At 40.5% G+C, this 26,343-nt stretch carries 18 protein-coding genes; 6 read left to right on the forward strand and 12 right to left on the reverse strand.

The genetic code is table 11. The features are described from left to right. Positions 1-567 precede the first annotated feature (567 nt). Both C0V77_RS20845 and C0V77_RS20850 read right to left on the reverse strand, forming a co-directional pair. A complete protein-coding gene (locus C0V77_RS20845) occupies positions 568-1,641 on the reverse strand; it encodes a M48 family metallopeptidase (RefSeq protein ID WP_158237982.1) in 1,074 nt (357 codons plus the stop codon). Between the two features lie 126 nt (positions 1,642-1,767). After that, on the reverse strand, positions 1,768-2,049 hold the full coding sequence (locus C0V77_RS20850) for a hypothetical protein (protein ID WP_101728328.1): 282 nt from the start codon (positions 2,047-2,049) through the stop codon (positions 1,768-1,770). A gap of 946 nt (positions 2,050-2,995) precedes the next feature. Between C0V77_RS20850 and C0V77_RS20855 the strand changes: the two genes are divergently transcribed. The 4 genes from C0V77_RS20855 (at position 2,996) to C0V77_RS20870 (ending at position 10,386) form a co-directional block, all read left to right on the forward strand. Continuing rightward, positions 2,996-6,172, forward strand: a complete 3,177-nt coding sequence (locus C0V77_RS20855; protein ID WP_101728329.1) for a TonB-dependent receptor — start codon at positions 2,996-2,998, stop codon at positions 6,170-6,172. Between the two features lie 49 nt (positions 6,173-6,221). After that, positions 6,222-7,670: a RagB/SusD family nutrient uptake outer membrane protein gene (locus C0V77_RS20860; RefSeq protein ID WP_101728330.1), complete on the forward strand. Its 1,449-nt coding sequence runs from the start codon at positions 6,222-6,224 to the stop codon at positions 7,668-7,670. A gap of 49 nt (positions 7,671-7,719) precedes the next feature. Continuing rightward, positions 7,720-9,351, forward strand: coding sequence for a tetratricopeptide repeat protein (locus C0V77_RS20865; RefSeq protein ID WP_101728331.1), 1,632 nt, complete (start codon positions 7,720-7,722; stop codon positions 9,349-9,351). Between the two features lie 153 nt (positions 9,352-9,504). Next, positions 9,505-10,386, forward strand: coding sequence for a DUF1684 domain-containing protein (locus C0V77_RS20870; RefSeq protein WP_101728332.1), 882 nt, complete (start codon positions 9,505-9,507; stop codon positions 10,384-10,386). 76 nt (positions 10,387-10,462) lie between these two features. Here C0V77_RS20870 and C0V77_RS20875 read toward each other — a convergent pair whose 3' ends face one another. The 7 genes from C0V77_RS20875 to C0V77_RS23500 form a co-directional block, all read right to left on the reverse strand. Then, positions 10,463-11,233, reverse strand: coding sequence for a DUF2490 domain-containing protein (locus C0V77_RS20875; RefSeq protein ID WP_101728333.1), 771 nt, complete (start codon positions 11,231-11,233; stop codon positions 10,463-10,465). Between the two features lie 10 nt (positions 11,234-11,243). Further along, positions 11,244-12,113, reverse strand: a complete 870-nt coding sequence (locus tag C0V77_RS20880; RefSeq protein ID WP_101728363.1) for a cyanophycinase — start codon at positions 12,111-12,113, stop codon at positions 11,244-11,246. 40 nt (positions 12,114-12,153) lie between these two features. After that, complete coding sequence (locus tag C0V77_RS20885; RefSeq protein ID WP_216824458.1) at positions 12,154-12,588, reverse strand: hypothetical protein; 435 nt, start codon at positions 12,586-12,588, stop codon at positions 12,154-12,156. Positions 12,589-12,820: 232 nt separating this feature from the next. Next, on the reverse strand, positions 12,821-13,651 hold the full coding sequence (locus tag C0V77_RS20890) for a sterol desaturase family protein (protein ID WP_101728334.1): 831 nt from the start codon (positions 13,649-13,651) through the stop codon (positions 12,821-12,823). Between the two features lie 956 nt (positions 13,652-14,607). Then, positions 14,608-16,773: a xanthine dehydrogenase family protein molybdopterin-binding subunit gene (locus C0V77_RS20895; protein WP_101728335.1), complete on the reverse strand. Its 2,166-nt coding sequence runs from the start codon at positions 16,771-16,773 to the stop codon at positions 14,608-14,610. Beyond that, entirely contained in the window at positions 16,770-17,255 is a 486-nt protein-coding gene (locus C0V77_RS20900; protein WP_101728336.1) for a (2Fe-2S)-binding protein, read from the reverse strand. Before C0V77_RS20900 ends, C0V77_RS20895 begins: the two co-directional genes overlap by 4 nt. A gap of 96 nt (positions 17,256-17,351) precedes the next feature. Continuing rightward, a complete protein-coding gene (locus C0V77_RS23500; protein ID WP_255408991.1) occupies positions 17,352-17,486 on the reverse strand; it encodes a hypothetical protein in 135 nt (44 codons plus the stop codon). Positions 17,487-17,873: 387 nt separating this feature from the next. Between C0V77_RS23500 and C0V77_RS23505 the strand changes: the two genes are divergently transcribed. Continuing rightward, on the forward strand, positions 17,874-18,008 hold the full coding sequence (locus C0V77_RS23505) for a hypothetical protein (RefSeq protein ID WP_255408992.1): 135 nt from the start codon (positions 17,874-17,876) through the stop codon (positions 18,006-18,008). A 447-nt stretch (positions 18,009-18,455) separates the two neighbouring features. Here the strand turns inward: C0V77_RS23505 and C0V77_RS20905 are convergent, their stop codons facing one another. Further along, positions 18,456-19,184 carry a LytTR family DNA-binding domain-containing protein gene (locus C0V77_RS20905; RefSeq protein ID WP_101728337.1) on the reverse strand — a complete coding sequence of 243 codons (729 nt, stop codon included), beginning with the start codon at positions 19,182-19,184 and terminating at the stop codon, positions 18,456-18,458. 1 nt (position 19,185) lies between these two features. Continuing rightward, positions 19,186-20,214, reverse strand: a complete 1,029-nt coding sequence (locus C0V77_RS20910; protein WP_101728338.1) for a sensor histidine kinase — start codon at positions 20,212-20,214, stop codon at positions 19,186-19,188. 250 nt (positions 20,215-20,464) lie between these two features. On the opposite strand from C0V77_RS20910, the gene C0V77_RS20915 reads away from it, so the two are divergent. After that, the gene (locus C0V77_RS20915; protein WP_158237983.1) at positions 20,465-22,834 is read left to right on the forward strand and encodes a TonB-dependent receptor domain-containing protein; all 2,370 of its coding nucleotides are present in this window, start codon (positions 20,465-20,467) and stop codon (positions 22,832-22,834) included. A gap of 587 nt (positions 22,835-23,421) precedes the next feature. On the opposite strand, the gene C0V77_RS20925 is transcribed toward C0V77_RS20915, so the two are convergent. Beyond that, positions 23,422-26,055: a DUF5686 and carboxypeptidase-like regulatory domain-containing protein gene (locus tag C0V77_RS20925; RefSeq protein WP_101728341.1), complete on the reverse strand. Its 2,634-nt coding sequence runs from the start codon at positions 26,053-26,055 to the stop codon at positions 23,422-23,424. Between the last annotated feature and the right edge of the window lie 288 nt (positions 26,056-26,343).

Consider the following 26,343-nt stretch of genomic DNA (forward strand, 5'->3'; position numbering starts at 1 on the left):
ATCAATCCAACAAAAAAAGGAAACATAAGCCACGGGCTCTATTCATCCCCCACCTCCTTTCTGATAACCCCCGAGTATCATTGCCGAGCATATCCAGTGCCTGATTCAACTCGTCGAGCCTGAGGGTAGTTTTCCTTTCTCCCAACTTGCGCAATAAATGCAAACCCACCCCTGCTTTCTGAGCCAATTCTTCCTGCGTTAATTGTGCGTTTTTGCTTCACAAATTCATTGATTGGATTCATAATAGTTATGCCTTCTAGGTCATATTTTTTTTCCTTAGAACAAAAAAATCATTTCTGAGCGCGTTTGCGGGCTGAATGTGTTTGTAATTCAACTCATGGTACCCATTGCGGCTTTTTTGAATAGCCATGAATTTATTCAACTTATATAACCCCGATATACCTAACCTATAATTCCTTGTCTGGCATTTTATCAGGTACGCCAGTTTCATTTCCTGAACCCTCTGAAAACTTTCTTTTTAATATACTTCAAAAACCGCCAATAAATGCCCTAGGGTAACCTTTAAATTCCTAATGCAGCTACGCTGTTAATTTACTACCCGGGCCGTTAATTAATTCTGAATCCCATTTCTGAAAGAGCGGCTCTGGCTTTGCTGTCTATTGTATTTTTGTACTCATGATTTTTATAAGAGATCGCTTTCTCAAAATAAATTTTTGCTTGATTTTTCTGGGCTTTTTCCTGAAAAATATAGCCTAATTGCAGAGCCGCACCAGCACCAAAATACCAGGGTTGCTTTTCATTGAGCACAATTGCCTTTTCGAAATAACCAATCGCTTTGTCGGCTTGGTTATTCTTCTGGAAGGCTTTCCCTGCCAGATAGAAATATTCTGTTTTCTCCTTTTGTGTAATTAACTTCTGCTCGGTTATTGCTGCTATTAAATCAAGTGCATCAGGATAATACCCCCCGTCTAATGCAAGTTTTGCCTGCAATAATTCTTTATTGGGTAAAACATGACCTTTGGCATAACTTTCATAAAATTTTTCAGCCGCCTTATCCCCTTCACTAATTGTGCTGCCTACTGCCGGAATTTTAGAAAGGTATGCTAGTGCCAGTTTATCATTATTCATGAGATAATTACTTAAAAACAATTTGAAATAAGTATCCTTCACAAAAGTTTTGATTTTTACGTTTTTAAGATAGAGGCCATAAAAGCCATTGGCTTGCTGGTACTGACGCCTCATTAATGCTACATCGGCTCTGTAAAGGTCAAGAATTGGGCATGCGATGTATTCATTTCCTGCTGGCAGCTTTTTAAGAATTTTATGGGTTAGTTCGGCATTATTAGCGCGCATTGATACTGCTAAACCAATAAAATGTACATTTAAATTATCAGGTTGACTTTCTATAAACTTCATTAATTCGGCTTGCTCTTTTTCATCTATTTTTCCTACAAAAGCCTGTATATAATAAGAACAATATCTTGCTTCATTGCCCCACAAAGGATCTTTTGCTGCCTTATCTAATTCAAGCAAACCTTGACTAACATTTCCTTTTAGCCCAAGTATTTTAAGCGCCCATTTGAAATTGTCAGGTACCGACCCGACAATAATATGAAGACATCCGAGCGATTTGTAATTGGGCAGAAAGCCAGGAAACAACCTCTGATTTTCTTCCAGCAATTTAGAAGCCTCTATAATATTAAAGGCGGCCTTAAGTTCATGCCCGAACCGAAGTTTATTTAATGCCCAGTGCATTTTAATTTCAGCTCTGAGAAAACGGTTATATATAGATTTTTCATCCAGGTCCTAAATTAAATCCAGTCGCTCTCCCTCTCTGTGCTTTATTCTTTCATAGTATTCTTCATCGTCTGAATTCAACAATTCTACCATGTCAATATAACTTTCAAGATAAGCTCTGAAAGGGCTGTCTTTCTTTTCATTTACCAAAAGATTTCTAGCTGTCCGAATTTTATATTTAAAAACCTCGGTATATGCCTTTTGAAACCCGGGTGTAAGCTCAAAATCTCCGGCCCTGGAATAGATAGAAAAAACAAGTAAAATAATAATAGGCCTAATAATAAAATTCATTGAATTGTCTTTATAAAATTGATTCGTAGGTCACTAATTTCTTTTTAAAGCGTATTAAGGTGCAAGCTTAAATAAAATTCTTCTATTATCCTACTTATCATATATATTATATAGTTTATTGTATTTTATTAAGGCACAACTATAAGTTATTGCCGCCCTGCAACCATGAAATATCTATTCTCTGACCTTAACAAACCTTTAAACACTGCATTGCGCATCATTAATTAAATTATAATTTGTACTTTACTAAGATACACACATTTAGTTTAAAATTATCTTGCAGGCTAAGAATCTATTAATTTATTTTGTCGATAGATTTAGTAGAGTATTGTATTACTAATACCTTCTCCCAATCTACCTACTGCTGACAACCCTTGAAACATTAATTAATTTAAACCCAAAGAAGCATATATGAATTAAAAAAATACCACTCCTGCTGGAACAAGAGTGGTAGGTCAAAAAAAGGCTCATTGCGAATGATTAAGAAGGTTAGAATAACCTTCAGGCACCTTATTTTTTTATTTAACCATTACAAAGTAAATGAAAAAGAATGTAAAAGTACATTTCTACAGCCCGATTTTATCAAGTAGGCTCAATACGTTTATTACCCGATTTTTTTCAGGAATAAACGCTTTAATCTTCGCTCAGAATGTCATTAACTATATTCAAAGAGTAAGGTTAAAGCCCTTTTCAACGTCTTTAAATACTTATCTGAAAGGTTATAAAGTATAATGGGTACCGCTATTGCACGAAAGTGTCGCGTCAGGATTTTAGTCTCTTCTTCATTCAAAATACAATTGAAAAGACTAATGCAATGCTGAAATAATACAATGCCGACCCAGAACTGCCATTGTTAAGAAGCATTTTCCAGATAGCCGAATGCTATCAACCGCATCATTTACCATTATATCTCAGAACCTTCGGTCAATTAATCAAACAGCACATCATGAAATTTAACAGGTCTACATTTACTTTATTGATTTTAGTTCATTTATCTGCTCATGTTTTTGCGCAGTCAAAAACCATAACAGGCACAGTAAAGGACAAAGACAACGGCGAAGCGCTGCCGGGTGTTTCGGTAACAGTAAAAGGCACTAACACTGGTGTTATTACTGATTTAACAGGTAGCTATAAGATTCAGGCTGCAGAAAGCAGCACACTGGTCTTCTCATTTATAGGATATACCACCATTGAAAAAGTGGTGGGCAATAGCGCCTCAGTTTCTGTTGATTTGGTATCAGAGGCAAAACTACTCAGCGAAGTAAGGGTAGTTGGCTATGGCACCCAAACCAAAGCAGAATTTACGGGTTCGGCAGCAAGGGTTAGCGGAGACGTGGTAAAAGAACAACCTATTCAGAGTTTTGACCAGGCGCTGTCTGGCCGTGCCGCCGGGGTAAACATAGCACAGCCCAATGGTGTGTTAAACAACCCGCCGGTTATCCGTATACGTGGGGTTAATTCCATCTCTTTAAGTTCGTATCCTTTAGTGGTGGTAGATGGTATACCTATCAACACCGGTAATATATCTACCAGCACAGCAGTACCCAATAACCCTTTGGGAGACATCAACCCGGCTGACATAGAGTCGATAGACGTACTGAAAGATGCCGCCTCAACTGCAATCTATGGCTCACGTGCAGCCGGAGGTGTCATTCTGGTTACTACCAAAAGGGGTAAAACAGGTAAACCACGTATCACCTACGAAGCATGGGCAGGGGTATCTAATGTTACCCGTTTGCCTGAACTTTTAAATGCAGAACAGTTTATAGCCATTAAAAATGAGGCAGTTTTAAATGCTAAAGTACTAGGTGGCAATGCCAATAACGACAACGTGGCATCTGCCCTGTTTTTTCCGAATACCGATGCCAGCAACAAACCTGTAGATACCCGCTGGTATGATTACATCTACCGTCAGGGGGTTTCCCAAAGCCATAATTTAAGCGTGTCGGGTGGCACTTCATCAACAAACTATTACTTTTCAGCAAACTTTACCAAACAGAATGGTTTTCTGGTAGGCAATGAATTCAACAGAAAGGCGGTTCGTTTCAATATCGACCAGGAGCTTACCTCATGGTTGAAGTTCAAAGGCGGCTTGTCTTATAACACCAGCTTTAATGAATCACCTTATGCCGGTTCATTGCCTAATTCTAATTTCTTTCTGGTTGGGGTAGCACGTTTAGCCATTGCTCTTCCGCCCAATGTAGGGCCGTTTAATGCCGACGGAAGCTACAATGTAAACCCGGCGAGCCCAAATACCATTGGCGTAGGTAACAATAAGTTTGTCAGTAACTGGGGTAATCCGGTGGCTTTGCTCAACGAAAACAGGTATACCTCTGCCAACGACCGGGTGATTGCCAACTTTACATTAGATGCCGAGATTATTAAAAACCTGAAGTTCACTACCACCTATGCAGTTGACCGACTTAAAACAGAAACAGTAAGTTTCGACAGCGCGATTCAAGGAAATGGTTTTTCAAGCAGAGGGAATGCCACCAATACCTCAGGCCTGAGAGACAACTGGAACTGGACAAACACCTTAGGTTATAACTTCGCTATTGGGGCAAAAAACAGTGTAGCTGCCTTGATAGGCTACGACATCCAGAAATTTGATGTGTCGTCATGGGGTGCTTCAAGAACACAGACCTCTGACCCCTTCTTCGAGAATTATCAGGGTAACTGGGGCGCAATTGCCGCTGCCAACAACGAAATCGGCCAACGTGTATTTCTTTCTTCTTTTGCCCGCCTGAACTACGACTACAATAAAAAATACTTTGTTACTTTCAACTTCCGCCGCGACGGTAACTCTGCGCTGGGTACCGGCCGTAAATGGGGCAACTTTGGTGGTGTTTCTGGTAGCTGGCAACTGTCTGACGAAGGATTTTACAAAAACTCTTCACTGACAAGAGTACTTAACAGTGTGAAACTGAGAGCCAGCTGGGGCAGAGTCGGGAACGGCAATTTAAGCAACGAATACAGTTCTCTTGAACTATACAGCGGTTCATTGTACGGCAATGCGGCTACCTGGGCTATTGCACAGGCTGGAAACTCAAACTTAGGGTGGGAAACCAGCAAGCAAACCAACATAGGTGCAGAGCTGGGTTTTCTGAACGACCGAATACAACTGGAGGCAACTTATTTTAACAACGATGTTGATGGTTTGATATTAAGCGCGCCGCAGGCGGTATCAAAGGGGATTCCGGGCAATGCCATTCTGGGCAATGTGGGTTCTATGTATAACAGGGGTGTTGAGTTAGGCATTAATGCCAGCATTTTGCGTAAGGGAGATTTTTCGTGGAATGCCTCATTCAATATTACGACCCTGAAAAACAGAGTTACGGCGCTGGCTGACGGCAATACCGATATAATAGGTACTACACACGTAGCCTATGAAACCACCAACATTACACGTGTAGGGCATTCGGTAGGTAGCTTGTATGGCGCCAGAACGGCGGGTGTGAATCCGGCTAACGGGCAGCGCATTTTTATCAATGCAAAAGGACAACAAGTGCAGTTCAGTCAGGTTGTGCTACCGGGCCAAAGCCAATGGACTTACCTTGACGGCACAAAAGCGCCTGCCATTACCGGTGCCGATTATTACCTGATAGGCAATGCCTTGCCTACCTTTTACGGAGGGTTGGCTAATAATTTCAAATATAAAAACTTCGACCTGGGTATTAATCTCTCGTATTCAGGCGGTAATTATATCATGAACGGTACACGTGCTACTTTGCTAGACCAGAGAGCATATAACAATTCAACCGAGATACTGAACCGCTGGCAAAAACCGGGTGATATTACAGATATTCCTCGTCTGGTTTATAACGACCAGACCTCGAGCGGTTCTTCGTTCCCTGTTTCTGCCAATGCCGAGAAAGCAGACTTTATACGCCTGCAAAATGCTTCTCTGGGCTATCGCCTACCTAATTCGCAGGCTTTGTCTTCAATCGGCTTGTCGGCAGTGCGCGTGTACGTTCAGGGAGCTAACCTATTTCTAATTACCAAATATACGGGTACAGACCCTGAGTCTTCTGTGAATGGTAATTCCAATACAACGCCGGGTGTAGAGAAGAACTCGGTTGGGCAGGCGCGCACTTTCACATTTGGTATCAATGTAAGTTTCTGACCTGTTGAACCATAGTCAGAGCATATATACAATTAAAATCGTAAGAACAATGAAACTTATATCCAGAAATATATCATTAGCAGGCCTGCTGGCAGGTTCACTTTTTATACTCTCAGGCTGCGACCAGGAGAAAGAACTTAATCCGGCACCCATTACAGCCATTAGCGGCGTAAACGCATTCGATACCCCCGACCGTATTCTGGGGCTTGTGAATGGTATTTACAAAGCTGCCAAATCTTCTAACTTTTATGGTGGCAACTATTACATCTATACTGAGGCTCGCGGAGAGGAGTTCATCAACAGAACCAGTAATACTTTTACGGCATTTGAAGCCTGGAGCCAGACCTTAAATTCGGGTTCAAACTTTGTGGCCGGTTTTTGGGAAGCAGGCTACAGAACGATAAATAATGCCAATATTCTGATTCAGGGCTTGAAGGATAATCCGAAGGTAGTTAGCGAAACCCTCAATAAACAGTTTACAGCAGAGGCTAAGTTCCTAAGAGCTTTGAGCTATTATGCTTTGGTAACGCTGTATGCCCGCCCCTATAATGAAAACAAGGGCGCTTCGCCAGGATTACCTCTGCGCCTGAATGCTGAAAAATCAACTGCGAATAATGACTTAAAGCGTAGCTCGGTAGCAGAAGTATATGCACAGATTATCAAGGACCTCAATGAAGCTGAAACAGATTTGCCCCTCACCTACGCAACAGCCTTGCTGAATACCACCCGCGCGCACCGCAACACAGCCATAGCGTTAAAAACGCGCGTATATCTAAACAGCAGTAATTATGAGAAGGTAATTGAAGAAGCGAAGAAGATTGTTTCAACCGCTGCACCGTTTACTGCTTCATCTGGTGTGGTGCATAAGTTGCAAAACATTGTCGAGATTTTCACTACCAATTATACCAGTACAGAGTCTATCCTTTCTATTCCGATGACCGAACTGGATAACATTACAGGTCAGCCGTCGTTCCCGTATGTTTTTAATGCTAACGCAGAATATAACCTTAACCCAACGGGTATATGGGGTGATAAGGAATGGAAATCTACCGATTTGAGAAGGACATTTGCCCGTACGGCATCAGGCGTGCAGTTTCTGACCAAATATAATAAACCGTCTCCTTTTCTGGACTACATGCCGGTTATCAGGTACTCAGAGGTATTGCTGAACTATGCCGAAGCTGCAGCACAAACCGGAGACCTGAAGAAAGCAACAGAACTGTTAAAGGCCGTCCGCAATCGTTCTGATGCTACCTATGAGTTCCCGAACCCGGCCATATCAACAGCGCCTGCATTGGTAAATACCATTCTTACCGAGCGCAGAATTGAGCTACTGGGTGAAGGCTTCCGGTCGAACGATTTGCTTAGGAATCTGCTGCCGCTTCCTGCCAAGTCAAGCAGTTCTCTGACAGCCCCCGAAGTGAAACCGTCGCAGGATAATTACATATTCCCACTGCCTAATGTAGAAATAGTAACAAACAGGCTATTGCTTCAATAAGCCTCTTTTACTCTTGTTGAACCTTATTTACTCAAAAACTAAAAGAGCTATGTTACGTTTTCTTTTCTTTCTATTAATTCCATTCGGAATATATGCCCAGCGGGTCCGTGTAGGTGAAAACCAGCATGAGAACCACAAAAGCAGCCAGGCTGAAGCACATGACGGAGGCGTAACCCATGACAACCATAGTCATCTGGAGCATATTTTAGGATACCGTAAAGAAACCGCCTATGTACCTAATTTACCTCCTCCAGTACTCTTTAAGGGTATTGGAGAGGTAAATTTTAAAATCAGTAGTAAATCGGCTAAGACCCAGCTGTATTTTAATCAGGGCATAGCATTACTTCACTGCTTCTGGGACTTTGAGGCCTATCGGGCTTTTAAGGAAGCTATTAAGCACGATTCTTTAGCTATCATGCCTTATTATGGTTTGTATAGTGCCATTGGTGCTATAGAAGGAGATGAGTTTAAACCCGACCAGAAACTGGCATTAGCTAAAATCAAACAATTAAAGGAGAAAGCGAGTGACAGAGAAAAACTGTACGCTGAAGCCATTATACTAAGAGATGATGAGAAAACAGGTGGCAAAGCTGCTTATCAATCTAAGTTGGAGTTGATTATTCACAAATATCCTGAAGATGTAGATGCAAAATTGTTTCTGGCTCTAAGTAAAATGGCTGGTTATGACACAAAGCTGAATCCGCGCGAAGGACAGCTTTATTCAGAGTATTTGCTGAAAGATATTCTGCGGAATCAACCTGACAATGCCGCAGCCCATCATTACTGGATTCATCTGAAAGAAAATTGCTGCCCGGAAGACGCCTTTCAAAGTGCTGAAACGCTATCAAGACTTGCGCCTAATTCAGGACACATGGTGCATATGCCAGGACACGTGTATTACAAAGCAGGCCTGTACCAGAAAGCCTATGAATCTTTTATTGCGGCTGTAAAAGTAGATTCGGCCTATATGAAAGATCAGAAAATACCAGAGGTTGATGCCTGGAATTACATACATAACATTAACTATCTGCTTTCTAACTGCGCCGAAGACGGTAGGTATAACACTGCGCTTTACTATGCCGAAAAGCTGAAAAATATGCCTGCCACGAAGGAACGAAAAAGAAAATTTGAAGGCAGATTTTTCTATCAGGGGGTGATTGCGCCCGCCAAGATGGAACTATGCTTTGGCTTCTATGAAAGAGCCGCTGATAAATTGGCGGCCATTAGACTAGACGAAGATAGTCTTTTTACCAATAAAGCCATTGCTTACAAAAACGCGCTTTTCCACTTTGCCTCCGGAATGGCTGCCATAAAGGCAAACAACATTGCTCTTGCCAGACAGCATTCAGAAGCGTTAGATGCTCACCTCTGGAGAAACCTAAATCAATCTGCAACCCAAGACCAGATGAATGCCAGGAGAGTCAGCGACTTGAATGTGGCATCTTTGGAATTGCAAGGAGTCATACAAAGTGCTGAAGGAAACTATGATGCTGCCATAGAAACACTTGAGTTAGCTACACAAAAAGAAGAGGATTTAGGCTATAGCGAGCCCCCTACCTATGCCCGGCCTGTGCTGATTAGCCTGGCTGAAGCCCATCTGAAAGCCGGCAAATTTGATAAAGCTGAAAAAACATATCAGCAACTTCTTAAAAAACACCCTAACAGTGCTAATGGCATCTGAGGGCTGTGCAAGGTCTATAAGCAAAAAAATGCCCACCACAAACTTCAAGAGTACAAGGAAAAACTCAATGAAGTACTAAAGTATGGCGATAAAAGCCTTTTCCCGTTGTAATCAATCAGTGGTTTTATCATACACATTTAAAATTTAATTCTTATGAACAAGTACATAAAATGTCTGGCGTTACTACTGCCATTGGTAGCGTTCTCGTTTGTGGTAGAAACTCCTTACGAAACCGCTATTAAAAGCTGGCAACAGAAAAGAATAGAAAACCTGAAAAGTGAAGAGGGTTGGCTGAACCTGGCCGGATTATTCTGGCTGGAAGAAGGTGAAAATACGATAGGTGGGGATAAAAAGAACTCGATCGTATTCCCAGCCAACCACTCTGAGCCTTTTATCGGGAAGGTAATTTTGAAGAAAGGGCAAATTAGTTTCGAGGCCGCACCAAATGCGGTAGTCTTACAAGGCAATGACCCAATATTAGAAACAACGCTTTTTCCGTACAACGGTAATAAACCCACGGTTTTAAAACATAAAACTTTACGTTGGTTTATAATTCAACGAGGTGATAAATATGCTATCCGGCTAAGAGATTTAGAAGGAGAATACCTGTTAGGATTTAAAGGCATTGAGACTTTCCCGATTAACGAAGCATGGAAAGTAAAAACCCGGTTTGTACCAACTGAAGGCAAAAAACTGAGCATTACAGATATTACAGGAAGAACTTACGAACAGGATTCGCCAGGGAAACTGGTATTTACTCTTGATGGAAAAGAGTATAGCTTAGCTGCAACAGGCACGAAAGAACGCTTGCATTTTGTATTCAGCGATGCCACCAGCAAACACGAAACGTATGGTGCAGGCAGATTTCTGGATGCCGAAGCACCGGACGCAGAAGGTAACATCTATTTAGATTTCAATAAAGCCTATAACCCACCATGTGCTTTTACACCGTACGCCACTTGTCCGCTTCCGGTTAAAGAAAATCAACTGACGGTAGCGATTAAAGCGGGTGAGAAATACAACGGAAATCATTAAACCAACCTGTTCAACCAGCTGTTTTCAATCCTTATTGGTAGCCCTCTAAGGATTGAAAATAACTGTTCTACTGTCCCTATCTTTTTCTTTTAAAAATGGCTGATACATTATCAATAGTCAGGATACCCCACAAAAAATTATAATAATCAATTTCTTTGCCCGAAATACGAGACTGTATCCCCCAGACATAACCCAAACTTCCCTTGAGATATTTGTTAAACGGATAATTTAATCCTGCATATAATCGGTTCTGATCAAAAATATTAGGATTCCCTTTTACTGCTTTACCAAACTGAATAAATATTTCGTCATTTACAATAGCAGTGAGGGGCTTGTTCAAAAATGCAAATGTGATTGGTTTCTCAAATCTCAACATATAGCGTACCCGAAAATTAGGCCTGAATATCCCGTTATTTAATAAGTCTCGCTGCCGGTATTCTAATCCATACCGATTATAGGTATTAAAGAATCGGCCTTTTACCTCTTGTTCAATCCTTCCTGAAACACGCCATTCATTAATCGGGTCTTTCTCAAGGTCTACAGGTTGAGAAATTAGTATCCAGCTTTTAAAATATCCGACTGGAGAAAAAGAAAGCCTGACCGTAGGTGTCAGGTTATAATGTAGCCATAGCCAGTAGCTGGTAAACTGGCTTTGAGCCAATACATCCCAGTTTGTTTGTTGGGTATTCTGCCTTCTGTGTTGAAGGTAAACCTCCCAGCGTAATTTTTTACTTATTGTATCAGTCAAGACCAGCCGTCCCCAGACAATATTATGCTGATATTCTTTTTGTGAGTATGTCTTTGTGAAAACTAATGAAATAATCAAAGGCAGTAGTAATTTTTTCATCAAATGGCTACTATTTGGTTTTTATTGTTTTTCGTGCTTTTAAATCAAATTTTTGCCCTTTACTTAAAAAGTAAAATGGCCCGTTATTACCTGATTCGCCAGATGGGTTTTCTTTTTTACCATCAAAATTAGTCACATCATAAATCGCCACTACTGAATTTCCTATTACTTCAAACTGATTCTGTTTGACTACAATTGCTGTGCTTTCATCAATACCGATGCCAAGCAAAGACGGATACTTTCTGATAACGGGAATTAAATCAAACTGCCGGTTTCGTGGTAATATATGTTGGTCGATAGCTACATTATGGATAAAATCAAGCCCCTGAACATGGTCACCTTCCAGAACTGTATTGGCTTTTGTATCACCCCTTAGCAAAAAAGAACCTTGGATAGTAGCTCCGGCGGAAGTACCTCCTATTACCCCATTTCTATCTAATAAATCTTTGAGAGCCTTGTGCGTAAGCGTATTCAGATAAGAATCTGCCAGGCGCCATTGCCTACCCCCGACAAACCACACGCCTGTGGCTTTTCTTATGGGTGCTACAAAAATTTCAGAATTAGCCTCGGTTGGGTTTGTTGTGTGCAAAACCTTCACAGTAGCAACGCCAAACTTTTCTAACAATTCTTTTTCAGGCGAAAACCCTTTATTGGCGTGTATACTTGAATCTCCTTGTGCTGTCGGGATAACTACAATATTTGCCCCTTCGCCACCAGCCAGTTCAATAAATTTTGCCCATATTTCAGCGGGCACTTTTCCTCCACCTACTATCACCAGAGAACCTCTTTCAGGGCCAATAAAAGAGCTTGCCGATTGCTGAGAAAAAGCAAAACGACAAACAAGGAATACTGCAAGTGTGGTTAGTATATATCTTTTCATTGTGTAAACAAGTTTTGTTTTAAACAGTAAAGACCCAGATTTACTTTTCAAGGCTTTCTGTACCCACTGATACATCCCAATGGGCATCCAATATCTCAAAGCGTCGGGATTCTTCTTTTTTGAACTTGGGCTGGTCAGGGTATAAAGTTTTCTTGTAAGGCTCAGTCAGGTTTGGGTCAAAGGCTGCCTGCACGTTTTTAAATACCAAGGTAATTCGATAGTCCCAGCGGCTTTCTTCAGTAGCATGCTGTAAAGGCTTATCTAATTTAATACTTAACAAATCTCCTTTTTCTATAGCTTTCTTAAGTAAAGGATAATGGTTCTTTTTATAAAGTTCCAGAAATTCGGACTGATAACCCCACTTCACTTTGTAATAACCTTCAATAGTAAAAGTTTCATCTTTTTGTGCCTGCGCAAATACCGGGAAGTTAAGTAAAGCAACCACAACTATAAATTTAGAGAATCTTGTTTTCATATTGCTAATGATTTAAGCGTTTTCAGAATCTTTTATTTAATTTAAGCGCTTATATACCTTCTGAATCCTATTAAGATAATGTTTACTCTTAAGATTTACAAAACTCTAATGCTCAAGTCTATACATCTAACCATAATAAATATACGTATTCCAGCGCCTTTTTTTTATACAAGGTAATTTTAAAAACAGCCGTCTGATTCAAACAGCTGTTTATGCGCTAAAAAAAACCTGCTTATTTAGACATTTCACTCTTTTCGTTTGTTGATTTGAATATTGGGTAGCCCAGTTGGACATACCAGGGTTCTTCGTGGTAGTCGTCAAGACCTATTTTTTCAGGGAATTGTCTGGTTATTTTACCAGTTCCAAAAATCACATCCCATATAAAAAACATATTACCATAGTTGCCATTTACAACGCCGATACCATCATGGTCGTTGGCGGCATGGTGAGCGTGGTGCGTAGCAGGGGTGGAAATCACTCGCTCAACCACCCACATCAGCGGATGCAACCATTTGATTTTATAGAGAGGCTTGTCCCACGGAATACTTGAATGTGAGGCAATGCCAATCAGTATCTTCAGAAAATAACCTACAATGAAGGCCTCGCCAAAACCCAGAAAAACCAAAGTTGCAGAAACGATTCTTGACGGAAACAGCAATAAATACAACCACGAATTTCGGCCAGAAAGCAACACGCTCATTTCAGGCGCGCTGTGATGCACTCTATGCCCTTTCCAGAGCCAGGGATATGTATGTGCCGCTCTATGCCACCAGTATTGGGTAAAATCTTCAAGCAGACAGGTAATCAACAAACCGGCCCAGAAAGGCACATTGGCAAAGTAATTTGCGTAATCAGAGAAAAAATAGGTTAGCACGTAAGTGGTAAAAAGGAAACTAAGTGGACGAGTAATTACACTTGACAACGCAAGACCTGCCACTGTAATATGCCACTCATTTTTGTTCCATTTTCCACTTTTAAAAGCGCCTGTAAAAAACTCCGCTAAGCTGAAAAATATGAGAAGCGCTAAAATCTCATAATAAATTGTGCTTTCTGTAAATTTCATATTACAAAAAATTTAATGGTAAAAAATTCAGGGTTCTAGGTGAAATTCATCAGTGAGAAGGCCGTGTTGAAGACACCACCCAATGCACTTTTCATTGTTTATACAATTAAGTTGAAGTGACTAACGCCTGAGATGGCGTAATCTAAGATTTTCTTTTAATCTACTTAATCGATAGACAAAATAAGCTATATGATACTGGTTTTCCAAGAAATTTTACATCTTTTTTTATAAAATTTCTAGGTGCTTTTGGCAAAAGCATTTGAGACCTTATTTTTTGGTACAACAAAAGTAGATACGGTCATATTATTCCGTTAGTAAGTACTCCGATTTGCATGATTAAAAAATGCTTTGTTAATCACAGAATACATGAAAAAATACTCATTATTATAAAGGGCTACCTAAGCCCTTACACACGATGGTAAGTGTGCTTGATTTTGAAATACGGACAACAAAAAGGTGATTTTGATGAAGATATGATGATTTTCTTGTTCTCGAGTCAGCTTTTTTTAATAAATACCGAAGAAAAAGTACTATCTACCACTCAGGATAGATAGTACTCATAGCACCACAAGTGCTTTATTATGCCAGGCTAACTAAGCATATTAAACAGAATGCTTATTTCAGCTATTCAATTAAAGAAGCTTTGTTTGTTTCTGATAAAGAAGAAAAAATAATCAGGAGGATATTATCAGGCATTGCCAACGAATGCTGCCCAGACATTGATAAATTCAGTGAGCCTAAGATAATAGCTCAACTATCACTACAGGTTACGTAGACAGATAGCTATTCCCATAGCGATATTGCTTATGATTTAGGTTTTGAACTCCCTCATTCATTCGGCAGTTTATTCAAAACTACAGCCTTACTATATCTATTGAAATTCAGAGAAAGTTTTATCGAATGCATCGCCCGATTTAGCTTCGATAACATACATACGCGCACCATGAATTATTCGTCTACCCCAATGTTAAAGGCAAACTTCTGAGTCTTTTGCCGGTAATATCAAACACTGCCGCGGCAATAGCAGGCGCTACCGGCGACAGTGGGGGTTCTCCTACGCCCAGCGGAATGGCTTCTCCTTTAATGATAATTACTTCAATTTCTGGGGTATCGGCCAATGTAACCATTGGGTATTTATCAAAATTGCTATTGGTAATTGCACCATCTTTTATTGCTATCTGCTCATATAAGGCTGCTGTTATGCCCATCATAGTGGCGCCTTCTACCTGCATCCGTATGCCCTCGGGGTTAATGGCAAGCCCGGCATCAATTACCTGGGTAATTCGTTTAACAAGTATCTTGTCTCCGTCAATGCTAACCTCAGCCACTACTGCCGAAATGGTTTTACGGTCGTTGCAGATAGCCACCCCTCTCCCCTGTCCTGGTGTTTTCGGCTGCTTCCAGCCGCTTTTAGCTTTTAAGGTTTCTAATACTTTTACACACCGGGTATTTATCTTTTCATCTCCCTTCAACAGTTCTATGCGCATATCAATAGGGTCTTTGCGGGTTTCATGTGCCAATTCGTTAAAGAAACTCTCTATGGCAAAGGTATTGGCAAACATACCTACACCCCGCCAGATACCTACCTCTATCGGCAGTTTATTATGCCACATGGTAGCCGCCTTATTTTCTATGTTGTACATGATACTTGCTCCATGACCCGCAGATATAAAATCGGCCCCAAGAATAGTTGGCCCCAAATTGGCCGGTATCTGCGCAAATATCTGGTCAGGCGTGGCCTGGTTATGGCTTACAGCTTCAATTATACCGTTACTATTAATTTTTGCTGCCAGTACATGATGTGTCTGCGGGCGATAAATGCCACTCTGAAACTCCTGCTCTCTGGTATTAAACAGGTGCACCGGCTTACCCATTATGCGGGATATTCTGGCAGCCGCAATAGCTAGTTTGGCATCCATCCGTCGGCCAAAGCCTCCACCGGCATAAGTTAAATGCACTTTAACATCTTTAGACCGGAGGTCCAGCGCATTGGCTACTACTTTTCTGAGCAGGTCCGGGGCTTGTGTTCCGATAATGAGTTGCAATTGACCTTTACTGAAAGCGGCAATGGCACCGTTAGGCTCCATGTGCGCATGGGCACCTATAGAGGTTCGGTATTGGCGGGTAAAAGCTGCTTTTCCGGTTTCTTTCAGTAGCCTCCCGGTTACCCCCTCTTTCTGAACATTTACCTCATTGCCTTTACCCACTTGTGTGAATTGCTCAATGTCTTGCTGCTGCCACTTTTTTGGGATATCCCATTCAACTTGTATTTTTCCAAGACCTCTTTCGGCTGCATACCGATTGCTCGCCACAACCGCTATTAAATTATCTTCTTCAATTACCCTCAAAACGCCGGTCTGCTTTAAGGCTTCTGCCGTTTGTATGGCCTTTACGCCTGCACCTATATATGGCGACTGCAGCAATGTAGCGTAAACCATTTCGGGCATGCTGTGGTCAATGGCATAAATGGGTTCACCCAATACCTTTGGTTTCAGGTCTATGCGTTTTACTTCTTTTCCTATATATCTGTACTGGTCTCTGGTTCTTAATTCGGGTTGAGAAGGCATTTCCCAATCCTTCACTGACTTCGTAAGTTCGCCGTATGTAATTCTCCGTGTTCCGGCAGTTAAAACACCTTCTTTGGTGCTTATATCGGCCACGCTTACATCCCATTTTTTAGCGGCTGTTGCTTTTAGCATCTCACGTATATAGGCTGCCATTTCTCTGATGGTTTCATAGAGCGACGACGTAGAACTACTGCCCCCGGTACTGATTTTGTCAATGGGGCCGTCAGCTGTATTGGCATGTACTACTTGTATCATTTCAGGCAGCACATCCAGTTCTTCGGCTGCCAACATGGCAAAACCTGTAAAAATGCCTTGACCCATTTCTATTTTAGGCGATTTTAGGAGAACCGTATTGTTGCCTAGAATCTCAAACCATACCAGGGGTTCATTTTTGTCTATCAATGCCGGCGCATCCAGGGTTTCAGCCATTTGTGCAGCGAACCTTCTGATAACACCACGACCGAAATATCCGGCCACCATTACTCCGCCCAGAATAATAGCCCCCCTCTGGAAAAACTTACGGCGAGAAAACTCTTTTGTATTTTTGGCTGTCATGATTTCTGTTCTGTTTGGGTATTTTGTTTGATTTCAGCGGCTCTTTTGATGGCTTTTAAAATGCGGGGATGGGTGCCGCACCGACATATATTGGTAATGCCGGATTTTATTTCATAGTCTGTTGGACTACCGTTCTGCTCAAGCAGTTGCGCGGCAGCCATCAAGAACCCAGGCTGACAGTACCCGCATTGAGGAACGTTTTCGTCTATCCACGCCTGCTGAACAGGGTGTAACTTATCTGCATTTACAGATAGGCCCTCTAAGGTTGTTATTTTTTTATTGGCGGCGTATTGTACCGGAAAAGAACACGAACGGACAGCGCTGCCATCCACATGCAATGTACAGGCGCCACACAGGGCTTTGCCACAGCCATATTTGGTGGCCTTCAGGTTCAGTTCATCTCTGACAACCCATAAAAGTGGCATATCAGGGTCAACGTCCACCGAAGTTGGCACATTGTTTACAATAAATTCTATCTTCATAGATATTTTATCAGTTTCCGGTTATTGAAATGGGCATTTGCCCTCTCTAAAATCAAACTAATGAGTTAAAAATCCAAACAAATACCATGAATCTTTCTACCGGAGCGTTTCCGCTGTAAACAAAACATCTCCGTCTTGCGCAATTGGCGTGGCTGTAACCCGGTTTATGTAGTAGCCACAATCGCTGCCTTTGGCGTCAAATAACTGTTTCAGGATACTTTCGCATGCCATTTAGCCAGCCTGTTCAATCCGAACATTTAATCAGTTGTATTCTCTATGATATTTGAAAGCCCCATAGATAAATGATAGGCGACCAGATTAACATCCGTACATAATTCGAATAATATGGGGGCACTACGCTTCTTATTTTCTGTAAAGCTTCAGAGGATAGTTGTTTGCAAATAAAACAATTCGGGACTGGTAGTGAGACACACTGTTGGCATTAGGTAATGCAATTTTGGCTATTGACTCCATGTTAGATGTCATATCCAGCGTAATCTCCTTGACTTTTTTGTGAATATTCACTGGGATTTTTCGTAGCATATCAATACCAGTTTCTGCTTTAATACCTGTTATTATGGCAATAAATCAGCCTTTTTTACCTTAACTCTTTTGACTGTGAAAATCGTACGGTCGCCGAGCGATATAACTTTCCATCTGACAGACTATTCTCTTAGCTGGATAAAAATTTACCTAAGTGCTTTGGAAAAAGAAGCCAGTCTCTGGTATGGCTATCCTAAAGCAATACCCTAAAGTCACTTAGCTAATTTTTCTATTGTTCTTACAGGCGCTTCCCATTCATTCCATATTGGCCTGCAATAGATTGTATGGCAGCCGGATTAGAAAAGATTGAGTTTTTAGGTCGGCGCTCCGATAAAGAAGAAGCAAACCCATTTGTCATCTGTATACCATTAATAGCATTTGGTAAGCCGAAAAACTTTATAGTTCCTTTTTAAAAAACGCTTAACATTAACTTTTTACAGAACCCCGGAAGCCACGCTACACAGGCAAAAGATTGGGTACCTCAGGCAGGTAATGCTCTCAATTCTTGCATCACTTCTCAACTTTTGGGTTTGTTATCTCGGTGCTTTTGCGGGCTGATTGGGGGTATAATCGAACCCTAAATATCAATTTTAATTTTTTGGATAGTATTCATTCATGTAAACAATCTAACTTTTCACTTTGTACAATCAATTAAACTCAAGAGCCAGAGTTCCGTTGATACCGCTCTAAAAGTTCTCTGCGGAAAGTATTTCCAATCGGAAGAATAACGCCATTATCAAGATAAGCCTGTGCGCCTGTAATTTTATTTATCTTGTTTAATGCCACAATATGCGATTTATGAATACGCATAAAAAGGCTCTTGTCCAGCTTTTGTTCGATTTCAATAGTCGTAACCGGACTAAGGTAGGTCTTATCATTTGTGTGTACCTTAATATAGTTCCCCCAGCTCTGAATGTAAATAATCTCCTCTAACTGTATTCTTAGGAGGTCGCCATCTACTTTTAAAATCAGAAAGTTGTTATTTAGAGTGCTAGTCATTTCTTTCGGCTGAACCAACACAGGTTTATATCTGGAAAACACTTTATCAATCGCTGCTAAAAACCGAGGAAACTCAATGGGTTTAATCAGATAATCCACTACCTGATATTTATAACTTTCTAAAGCATACTGACTGTAGGCAGTTGTCAGCACAATTAAAGGTGGATGACTCATGGCCTCCAACATTTCCATACCCGTAAGGCCGGGCATATTGATGTCAAGAAAAACAACATCAACAGGATTTTTATAAATATAATCTATCGCTTCAATAGCCGTATAAAAAGAAGCGCATAGAGAAAGGGTTGATATACCCTTAAAATAATGAGACATCACTAAATGTGCCCCTTCTTCATCATCAACTACAATACAGCGTAACGGAGTCAGCATCTTAGAGACAGTTTAAATCTATTATTAAATTTGTTCGATATTCAGTACCCTCATGCGATGACTGAAACTGATAATGACCCTTATATAATAATTCAAGTCTCTTCTGGATATTCTTCAAGCCAACGCCCATTGATTCCTTTTCAAGTAAATCCATGGAAAGCGAATTTCTAATATTTACATTCAATGAATGATCAACAAAAGCGATATCAATTGATACAAACCATTTCTGACTGATTGTCTGACTATGCTTAAATGCATTTTCCACAATAGTAATTAAAATCAGAGGGGCTATTTGATACTGTTTAAGTTGATCGCGATTTTCTGGAAATCGAAAAAGAATCTGGCACCTTTTGCCTATTCTCTCTTTTTCCATGGCTATATAATTTTCTATAAATCTGATTTCCTCTTCTAAACTTACCTTTGTGTTATTTCCATTTTCAAGCTGATAGCGCATCAGGTTAGACAATTTCAAAATTAAATCCGGGACTCTCTGAGGGTCTGTCAGACTAACACCATATAGGTTATTAAACATATTAAAAATAAAATGCGGGTTTAATTGCGCGTGCAGAAACTTAATATGCATCTCACTCAACAGCATCTGATCCTGATTTCTTAATTGTAATTCTCTTGAATACTGCCTGATTAAAAAAAGCGACAATATTGTCATGGTGTTGACAGTACAGATAACAAAATGATAAATAAAACTTTCAATTACGTTAATATCTTTATAAAAACGGGGGTATATCCAATAAGAATTAACCAGATAATGCAGTAAAGCCCCGATAGAAATGAAAAAAAAAGAGATTAATGCATACCTGACATATTCTCTTTTTAAGAATAAGGGAAATACAAAAAAACGATGAAATTGTGCTTGTCCATACAATATCAGGAAAAATAGCAGGCCCTTTAAAAAATCTGTAAAGGTGTTTAACTCAATCCATTCATGAGCCATGGTTAATATGAACATGGCAATAAAAAACACAACCTCCTGCACATAGCTTCGGTGATACCATTTCTCTTTTTCTGCCATTTGATTCCATTTTTGAATTAAACCCTTAAAAATCGGGAAATTATAACAATTTCACAAGAATAGATGACCAACATGGTTGGTCATCAAAAATGGACTTTTGCTCATGTATATTATGGGATGGATGACTAATGATTTTCCTTTGAATCTTCATTATTAATTTTCTCAAATCATGCTTAGCTTTCAGGTAAGACTCTTCTTGTATTTTTGCATACTATTCAACGTTACCGATTTATGCGCTCAAACTAAACCTGTGTCTGATGCTGTTGCCATTAAAGGAATGGTGATTGATTCATCTACACGTCTTCCAATGGAATTTGTGACAGTCATTCTCATGACAAATAAAGGCCAGGTAACCCAAACCTTATTTACTGAAAAGGATGGTCTATTTTCATTCAATGTTACTGCAGGCAATTATTTAATAACGATGTCTTACATTGGTTATAAACCATATACTACTGCATTGATTACTGTAAATGCCGGTAAGGCCGTGAACCTTGGCTCTATCCATTTAAACCCTCAGGAAAGAATGCTTGAAGAAGTAACAATAAAAAGTCAGAAATCGGTAATACAAAGTCAGGATGATAAAATCATTTACAATGCTTCAGCTGACATTGGCAATAAAGCCGGTTCTGCTTCAGATGTATTAAGGAAGGCTCCGATGGTAACTGTGGGGGCTGACGGTGAAGTTAAAATGAGAGGCAGTTCTAATATTAAAGTGCTGCTCAACGGTCTGCCATCTAATATACTGGCAAAAAACCTTAAGGAAGCCCTTAAGATGATTCCGGCCAGTTCTATTGAATCTGTGGAAGTAATCACCATGCCCTCGGCCAAATATGAGGCAGAAGGCGCTGCCGGCGTTATTAATATTATAACCAGGAAAAAAATGAAAGGTACCAGCGGCAATGTAGATTTGAGCGCCGGCAACCTTGAGCAATCTGCTAATATGGGTCTTAACATCGCGAAAGGGAAGTTTAATATGAACTTCTCCTTAAATGCCACTGCAGAAAAACAAAGAAATGTATCTCAATTAAACCGACAGTCTTTTCTGGAAGGGCAAACCGCAGGTACATTACAGCAACGTATGGATGCTTTGCAGCGGGATAAAGGATTCTTCGGAGAATTCAGCAGTGAATATAGACGAGATTCGACGCAGAAACTCGGTATTGGCGTTTCTTACTGGTATGGCAGTTGGCCAACTAACAGTCATTTGTACAACCTTTACAAAAGTGTTCAGAGCACCCAGGAATACAACCAGACTAGCAGGCAGAATGGACAGTTCGGGTGGTTGGATTTCACGCTTAGTTATCAAAAGAAATTTAAGCTACCTGGGCAGGTGCTTCAGTTGGTAGGGCAGGTAAGCCAGTCGGCTGATAACTCTGATTATGTAACCGACCAGTATTATCTTTCCGGACAACGTTATTTCAGGGAAGAAAGCCCTAACAAAGGAACAAGCAAAAACCCGAGCATTCAGGTTGATTATATCCATCCGTTGAAAAAATCCGGCAAGCATTTACTTGAAAGCGGCATAAGGTTTGCCAGAAGTAACTCTTCCAGCGCCTACGAAGTATTTAATAACAAGGAAAACCCTGAAGGTTCACTCGTCAGAGACCCTCTAAGGTCGGATAAGATGACCTATTTTCAAAATACGCTGGCTGCTTACCTGAGTTTAAAATTTGAACTAAAGAAAGACTGGGGTTTACGATTAGGCGGGCGCTATGAGAACACACGTTTAGGGGGTGAATTTACCAGCTCTTCTCCTTCCTTTACAGCCACTTTTGATAATTTTGTGCCTAGTTTTTTGATTACCAAAAAAATAAATGATCAAAATGATTTGAAATTAAACTACACTGCGCGCATCCGCAGACCCTGGATTTGGGATTTAAATCCGTATATTAATGCCAGTGACCCTCGTAATCTCACGTTTGGTAATCCAAGGTTGCGTCCAGAACTGACGCGTATGCTTGAAGCAGCACATACTTTTAATGCCTCTTCCGGCTTGAGCTTGCACAGCAGCATCTATTTCAATTCAAATACGAATGCGATTGAATCGTTGACAACCGTTGATAGTCTTGGAATTTCAAGAACAACCTCACAAAATATTGCAGCCAATAAACGCATAGGCACCAATATCAATGCCAGTATCCAGATTACTAATAGCTGGATGCTCAATACGGGTGCAGAATTCTATCATGTTTGGTTTAAAAGTTCTGCATTAAACGTTCAGAATAACGCCAGTTTTTATTCGATAAATATGAATACATCATACCTTTTACCTAAAAATTTCACCATACAGGTATCAGGCGATTATAGTAATGGCTATATCACATTGCAGGGAAGAAGCTCAGCCAATTATAGTTATCGTTTTTCTGCCCGTAAAGAACTCTTTAACAAAAAAGCAAGTCTATCTCTGAGTATCAACAATCCATTCCAGAAAACCTTTTTGCAGAAAAACTATGCAGATGCTACATCCTTTCATAGCATAACTACAAATAGGTATTATAACAGGTTTGTTACAGTTGCTTTCAGCTGGCAGTTTGGCAAATTAAGTTCGGGAAGAGATTTTCAGGAAAAGAGTTTTTCTGGTCAGGATAGCCCGCCTTCCAGAAACAGAAGAAAGTAAAATCATTTTACATAAAAAATCTATCATTTACCCATACATTTAATTACTACGTACGGGTATGTTTAAACAAAAATGGCGGTAATTACAAATTAGCCGGCGTGCGCCAGAAGCAGTAAATACCAGATAATCTGATTTTAAAAACCTGAGATACCCGAATGGGGTTAGGATATATGTCATTGATATCAGCAGGTCGTATATCTGGTGTGTAGATATACGACCTGCTGGCTGTCTGATAGGTTGAACAGGCTGCTAGTCATCAAATTTAATTTATTATAAGTGAACGATGACCATCCTTTTGACAGAACCTGTCTATACCCTACTGATCAACGGATGAAGCTTCTGGTTGGTAATATCAGAGATTATTTTTTTGCTGAATACTTAAAACCTATGTAGAGCGCAGAAAATTGGCCCAAAAATGGTAGATTGAACACTGTATTTTGATATCCGTAATGTGCAAAAGATGGCAATGATTACCAGATGGCTCTGCAAAGGTAAGCCTGGCCATAAATTTAGCGAAGGCTACCAGCGTTTGCATACTGGCAACCTTCGCTAACCCTTTTAGATATACGAAGCATTTAGAGAATCTTTTAAAAATCCACATTCACTTTTAGCCTGATACCCCACAGTGGCGCACCTTTGTGATGCAGATAAGTAAAACGGCGTACAACATCTACCCTCAGCACCTTAAAAATATTGGAAATGCCGAAACTACCCTCTACGTAGGGGGTTAATCCAAGTTGATGGCTGAGTAAAGAACCGTCTTGTGCCACTGGCATTTTAAACAGCCCCTGAGTACGGTCTGGGTTATTCCTTTCGGATAATGTTCCCCAAAGTGCTTTAACTGTCACTATTTCGCGTAGTTTTAACTTTTTTACCAAAGGGACTTTATTAAGAATGAAACCATTGAAATAATGTTGCGCGTTTATCCCTACGTAACGATCGCTGATAAACTCAAGAAAATTCATGAGGTTGTATGAGGCCATCTGGTAAGCGTAGGTTTGATTGGCCCGGTGAATAATCAGCAGTGGATAGGGCAATTTTCCAAAAACGGCTCCAGCTTCGGTTGCTACATCAAGATTACCAAGTTGAGAAAGGAAGAATCTCTTTCTGACCTGAAAACCTATCCGATTATAGTTGAACTGCCCTCCGGCAAAGCCCTTAATACCTATGGCTGAATTAAGGGTAAAAACCGGATAACCTTTATCAATTGGTCTGCGATAACGCTTACCCTGAAAAAAGGTCTCATGCGGAGCCCATCTCACCTCGCTGTACACTTCTGATGTTTGAAGGTTTTGTTCAGAACCGGGGCGGCCTGATTCATTCAATTCAAACCTTAAAGCGCCTCCTCCTATCAGGTTTTCCTGACGGATACCCAGTTTAAATGATAAATGCGCGTTGGTTTCGTAGAGATGTTCGAACTGCCATTTTTCACTATTCCATATCTTGTTGTTATTGCCTCTTCTAAAGGATAACAGAAAATTGTCGCTGGAAGAAAAAGCCAATTCCTGGCCGGGAATCTGAATATCAGAAGTATAGACAGCAGAAATGGACCGCACCGGAAATTCATAAATGGAACGTTTGGTAAGGGAAAGCGTGGCGCCGAGACGGTATTTAGTAAAACGATCGCGTACGCCATAGCCCAGGTAACCATCAAGCACTATTCTCCTGCTGAAGGCATCTGTCGTTCTGCCACCAAACTTGAGACGTGATCCTTCGATAGGATTAAAGCTATAAAAGCTGGTAACCGGCCCTACCTCTACAGGGCCAGCGTTTGCATAGCCAGATAGCAGGAATGCACCGAAAGCCATTGATTGGCGAAACGAATGTGAGGCTTTTAAACTGTCAACATTCTGCAGTGCGGCTACTTCATTAACCGATAAAGGTACAGGCCGTTCTACCTTACCGTAGTTTGGTGTACCAGTACGCACTTCTGAAAAATTTGTAGTCGTCACATCGTCAATCGACAGTGCACCAGGAACAAAATCGTATATCATATACGTTTTCTCCCCAAAAAGTTCCATGCCATTCTTCACAATTCCCATATTTAACGACATGGTACTTTTCTGAAGATAATATTTCCGGTCTGCATCTTTCTTATACTGCATTGTAACAGAGATATCATCTAACCAGTTAATATTGGCTTTACTGCCCACTGTCAGGTCCGCCTTAGTAACAGCATAATGCCCATCGAGTGTCACAGACAGATAACCATTAAACAAAGCATCTTCCTTATTTTTAGGGCTAACCATTACTAGCAGTTGCCAGGGTTTAGAAGTTTTGATGGTATCACGCAGGTAATATTCATAAAACAAAGTAGCCGTTTCTGCTACAGGGCTGAGGATTCGCCTGTTGCCCAATGCGATATCGTGATTATAGATATCTGGCTCACCATATATTTTATCCATGAATTCATCAAGGCCATCCTCATCAAGGTACTGATCAATACGAGACTGTCGCGTACCGGTAACGATGGGCTTCATTGATTGGCCCTTAACCTTGTGATGCACCTCTGATTTCTCTGCCAGATAAATAGGTATTAAGGTACGTCCCTTTTGTCTGGTTGAATCAACTTGTGTCATAAGAAAAGGATATTTCCGCAGCAAAAACGGATTCTTGCTATTTGAGTCCTTTTTAACACTAAAAGATAAGATTAGTTTTTCATAGTGTTTCAATGAGTAATTCTCCAGCTTCTTTGCATTATTTGAGTCTTTATAAGCGATAACTTCTCTGATAAATTCAACTGCGGGGTTATTTCGGTTCCGGTATTTGGGTTTCTTCACACTTATCACTACTTCATTAAGGACGACTGCTTCAGGAGACAGCGTGATGACCAGATTCCGAGTGGAGTCGCGCCTAAAAGGATACTTCAGTCGGGCATATCCTGTTGCCGTAACCAGTAAGGTACCGGAATCTAAGGTTGTAGTCAATGTAAAATAGCCATTGGCATCTGCAGCAGTACCTTTATCAGGTGCACTTAAAATACTGATGGAGGCGAAAGGAACTACTTCTTTGGTTTGTCCGTCAATGACGGTGCCTGAAACAATCGTATGTTTCTGTGCCCAGCTAAAAGACGTAATAAAAATCAGAACCAAATGAATGGTTAAGTTCAACCGATGTCTATTGTTTGTAGCTAAGTTAGCTTTGGGTTGTTGCATAGTAGTTTTCTTATTGTTCTGTTGTATAATAATTCTCACACAGTCTGTTTCTTTGATGCGTATCATTACCTGGAATGGTGACTGATTCTCTCTGCCTATCAGCTTAGTATTGCGCCCGGCTTTATGTGTTTGCAGAAAACATTAAGTACAATCCGTGCCAGGTAAATGCCCGATAGACCCATTATTAGATAGTTGTGTTAAATCTGACTTTCAAAAGAAATGAATGGCAACAGGGAAAGGAAAAATAAATGAGAAGCACAACAATAACGATGACCAACTTTGTTTGTCAGACTGGGTAAGAAGGAGAAAAAATGTAAAACGCAGATTAAGAAAAGATGCAGCCTTTAATTGTTA

Origin of the sequence: Emticicia sp. TH156 (assembly GCF_002855535.1) — a bacterium.
In the GTDB taxonomy this organism is placed as follows: domain Bacteria; phylum Bacteroidota; class Bacteroidia; order Cytophagales; family Spirosomataceae; genus Emticicia; species Emticicia fluvialis.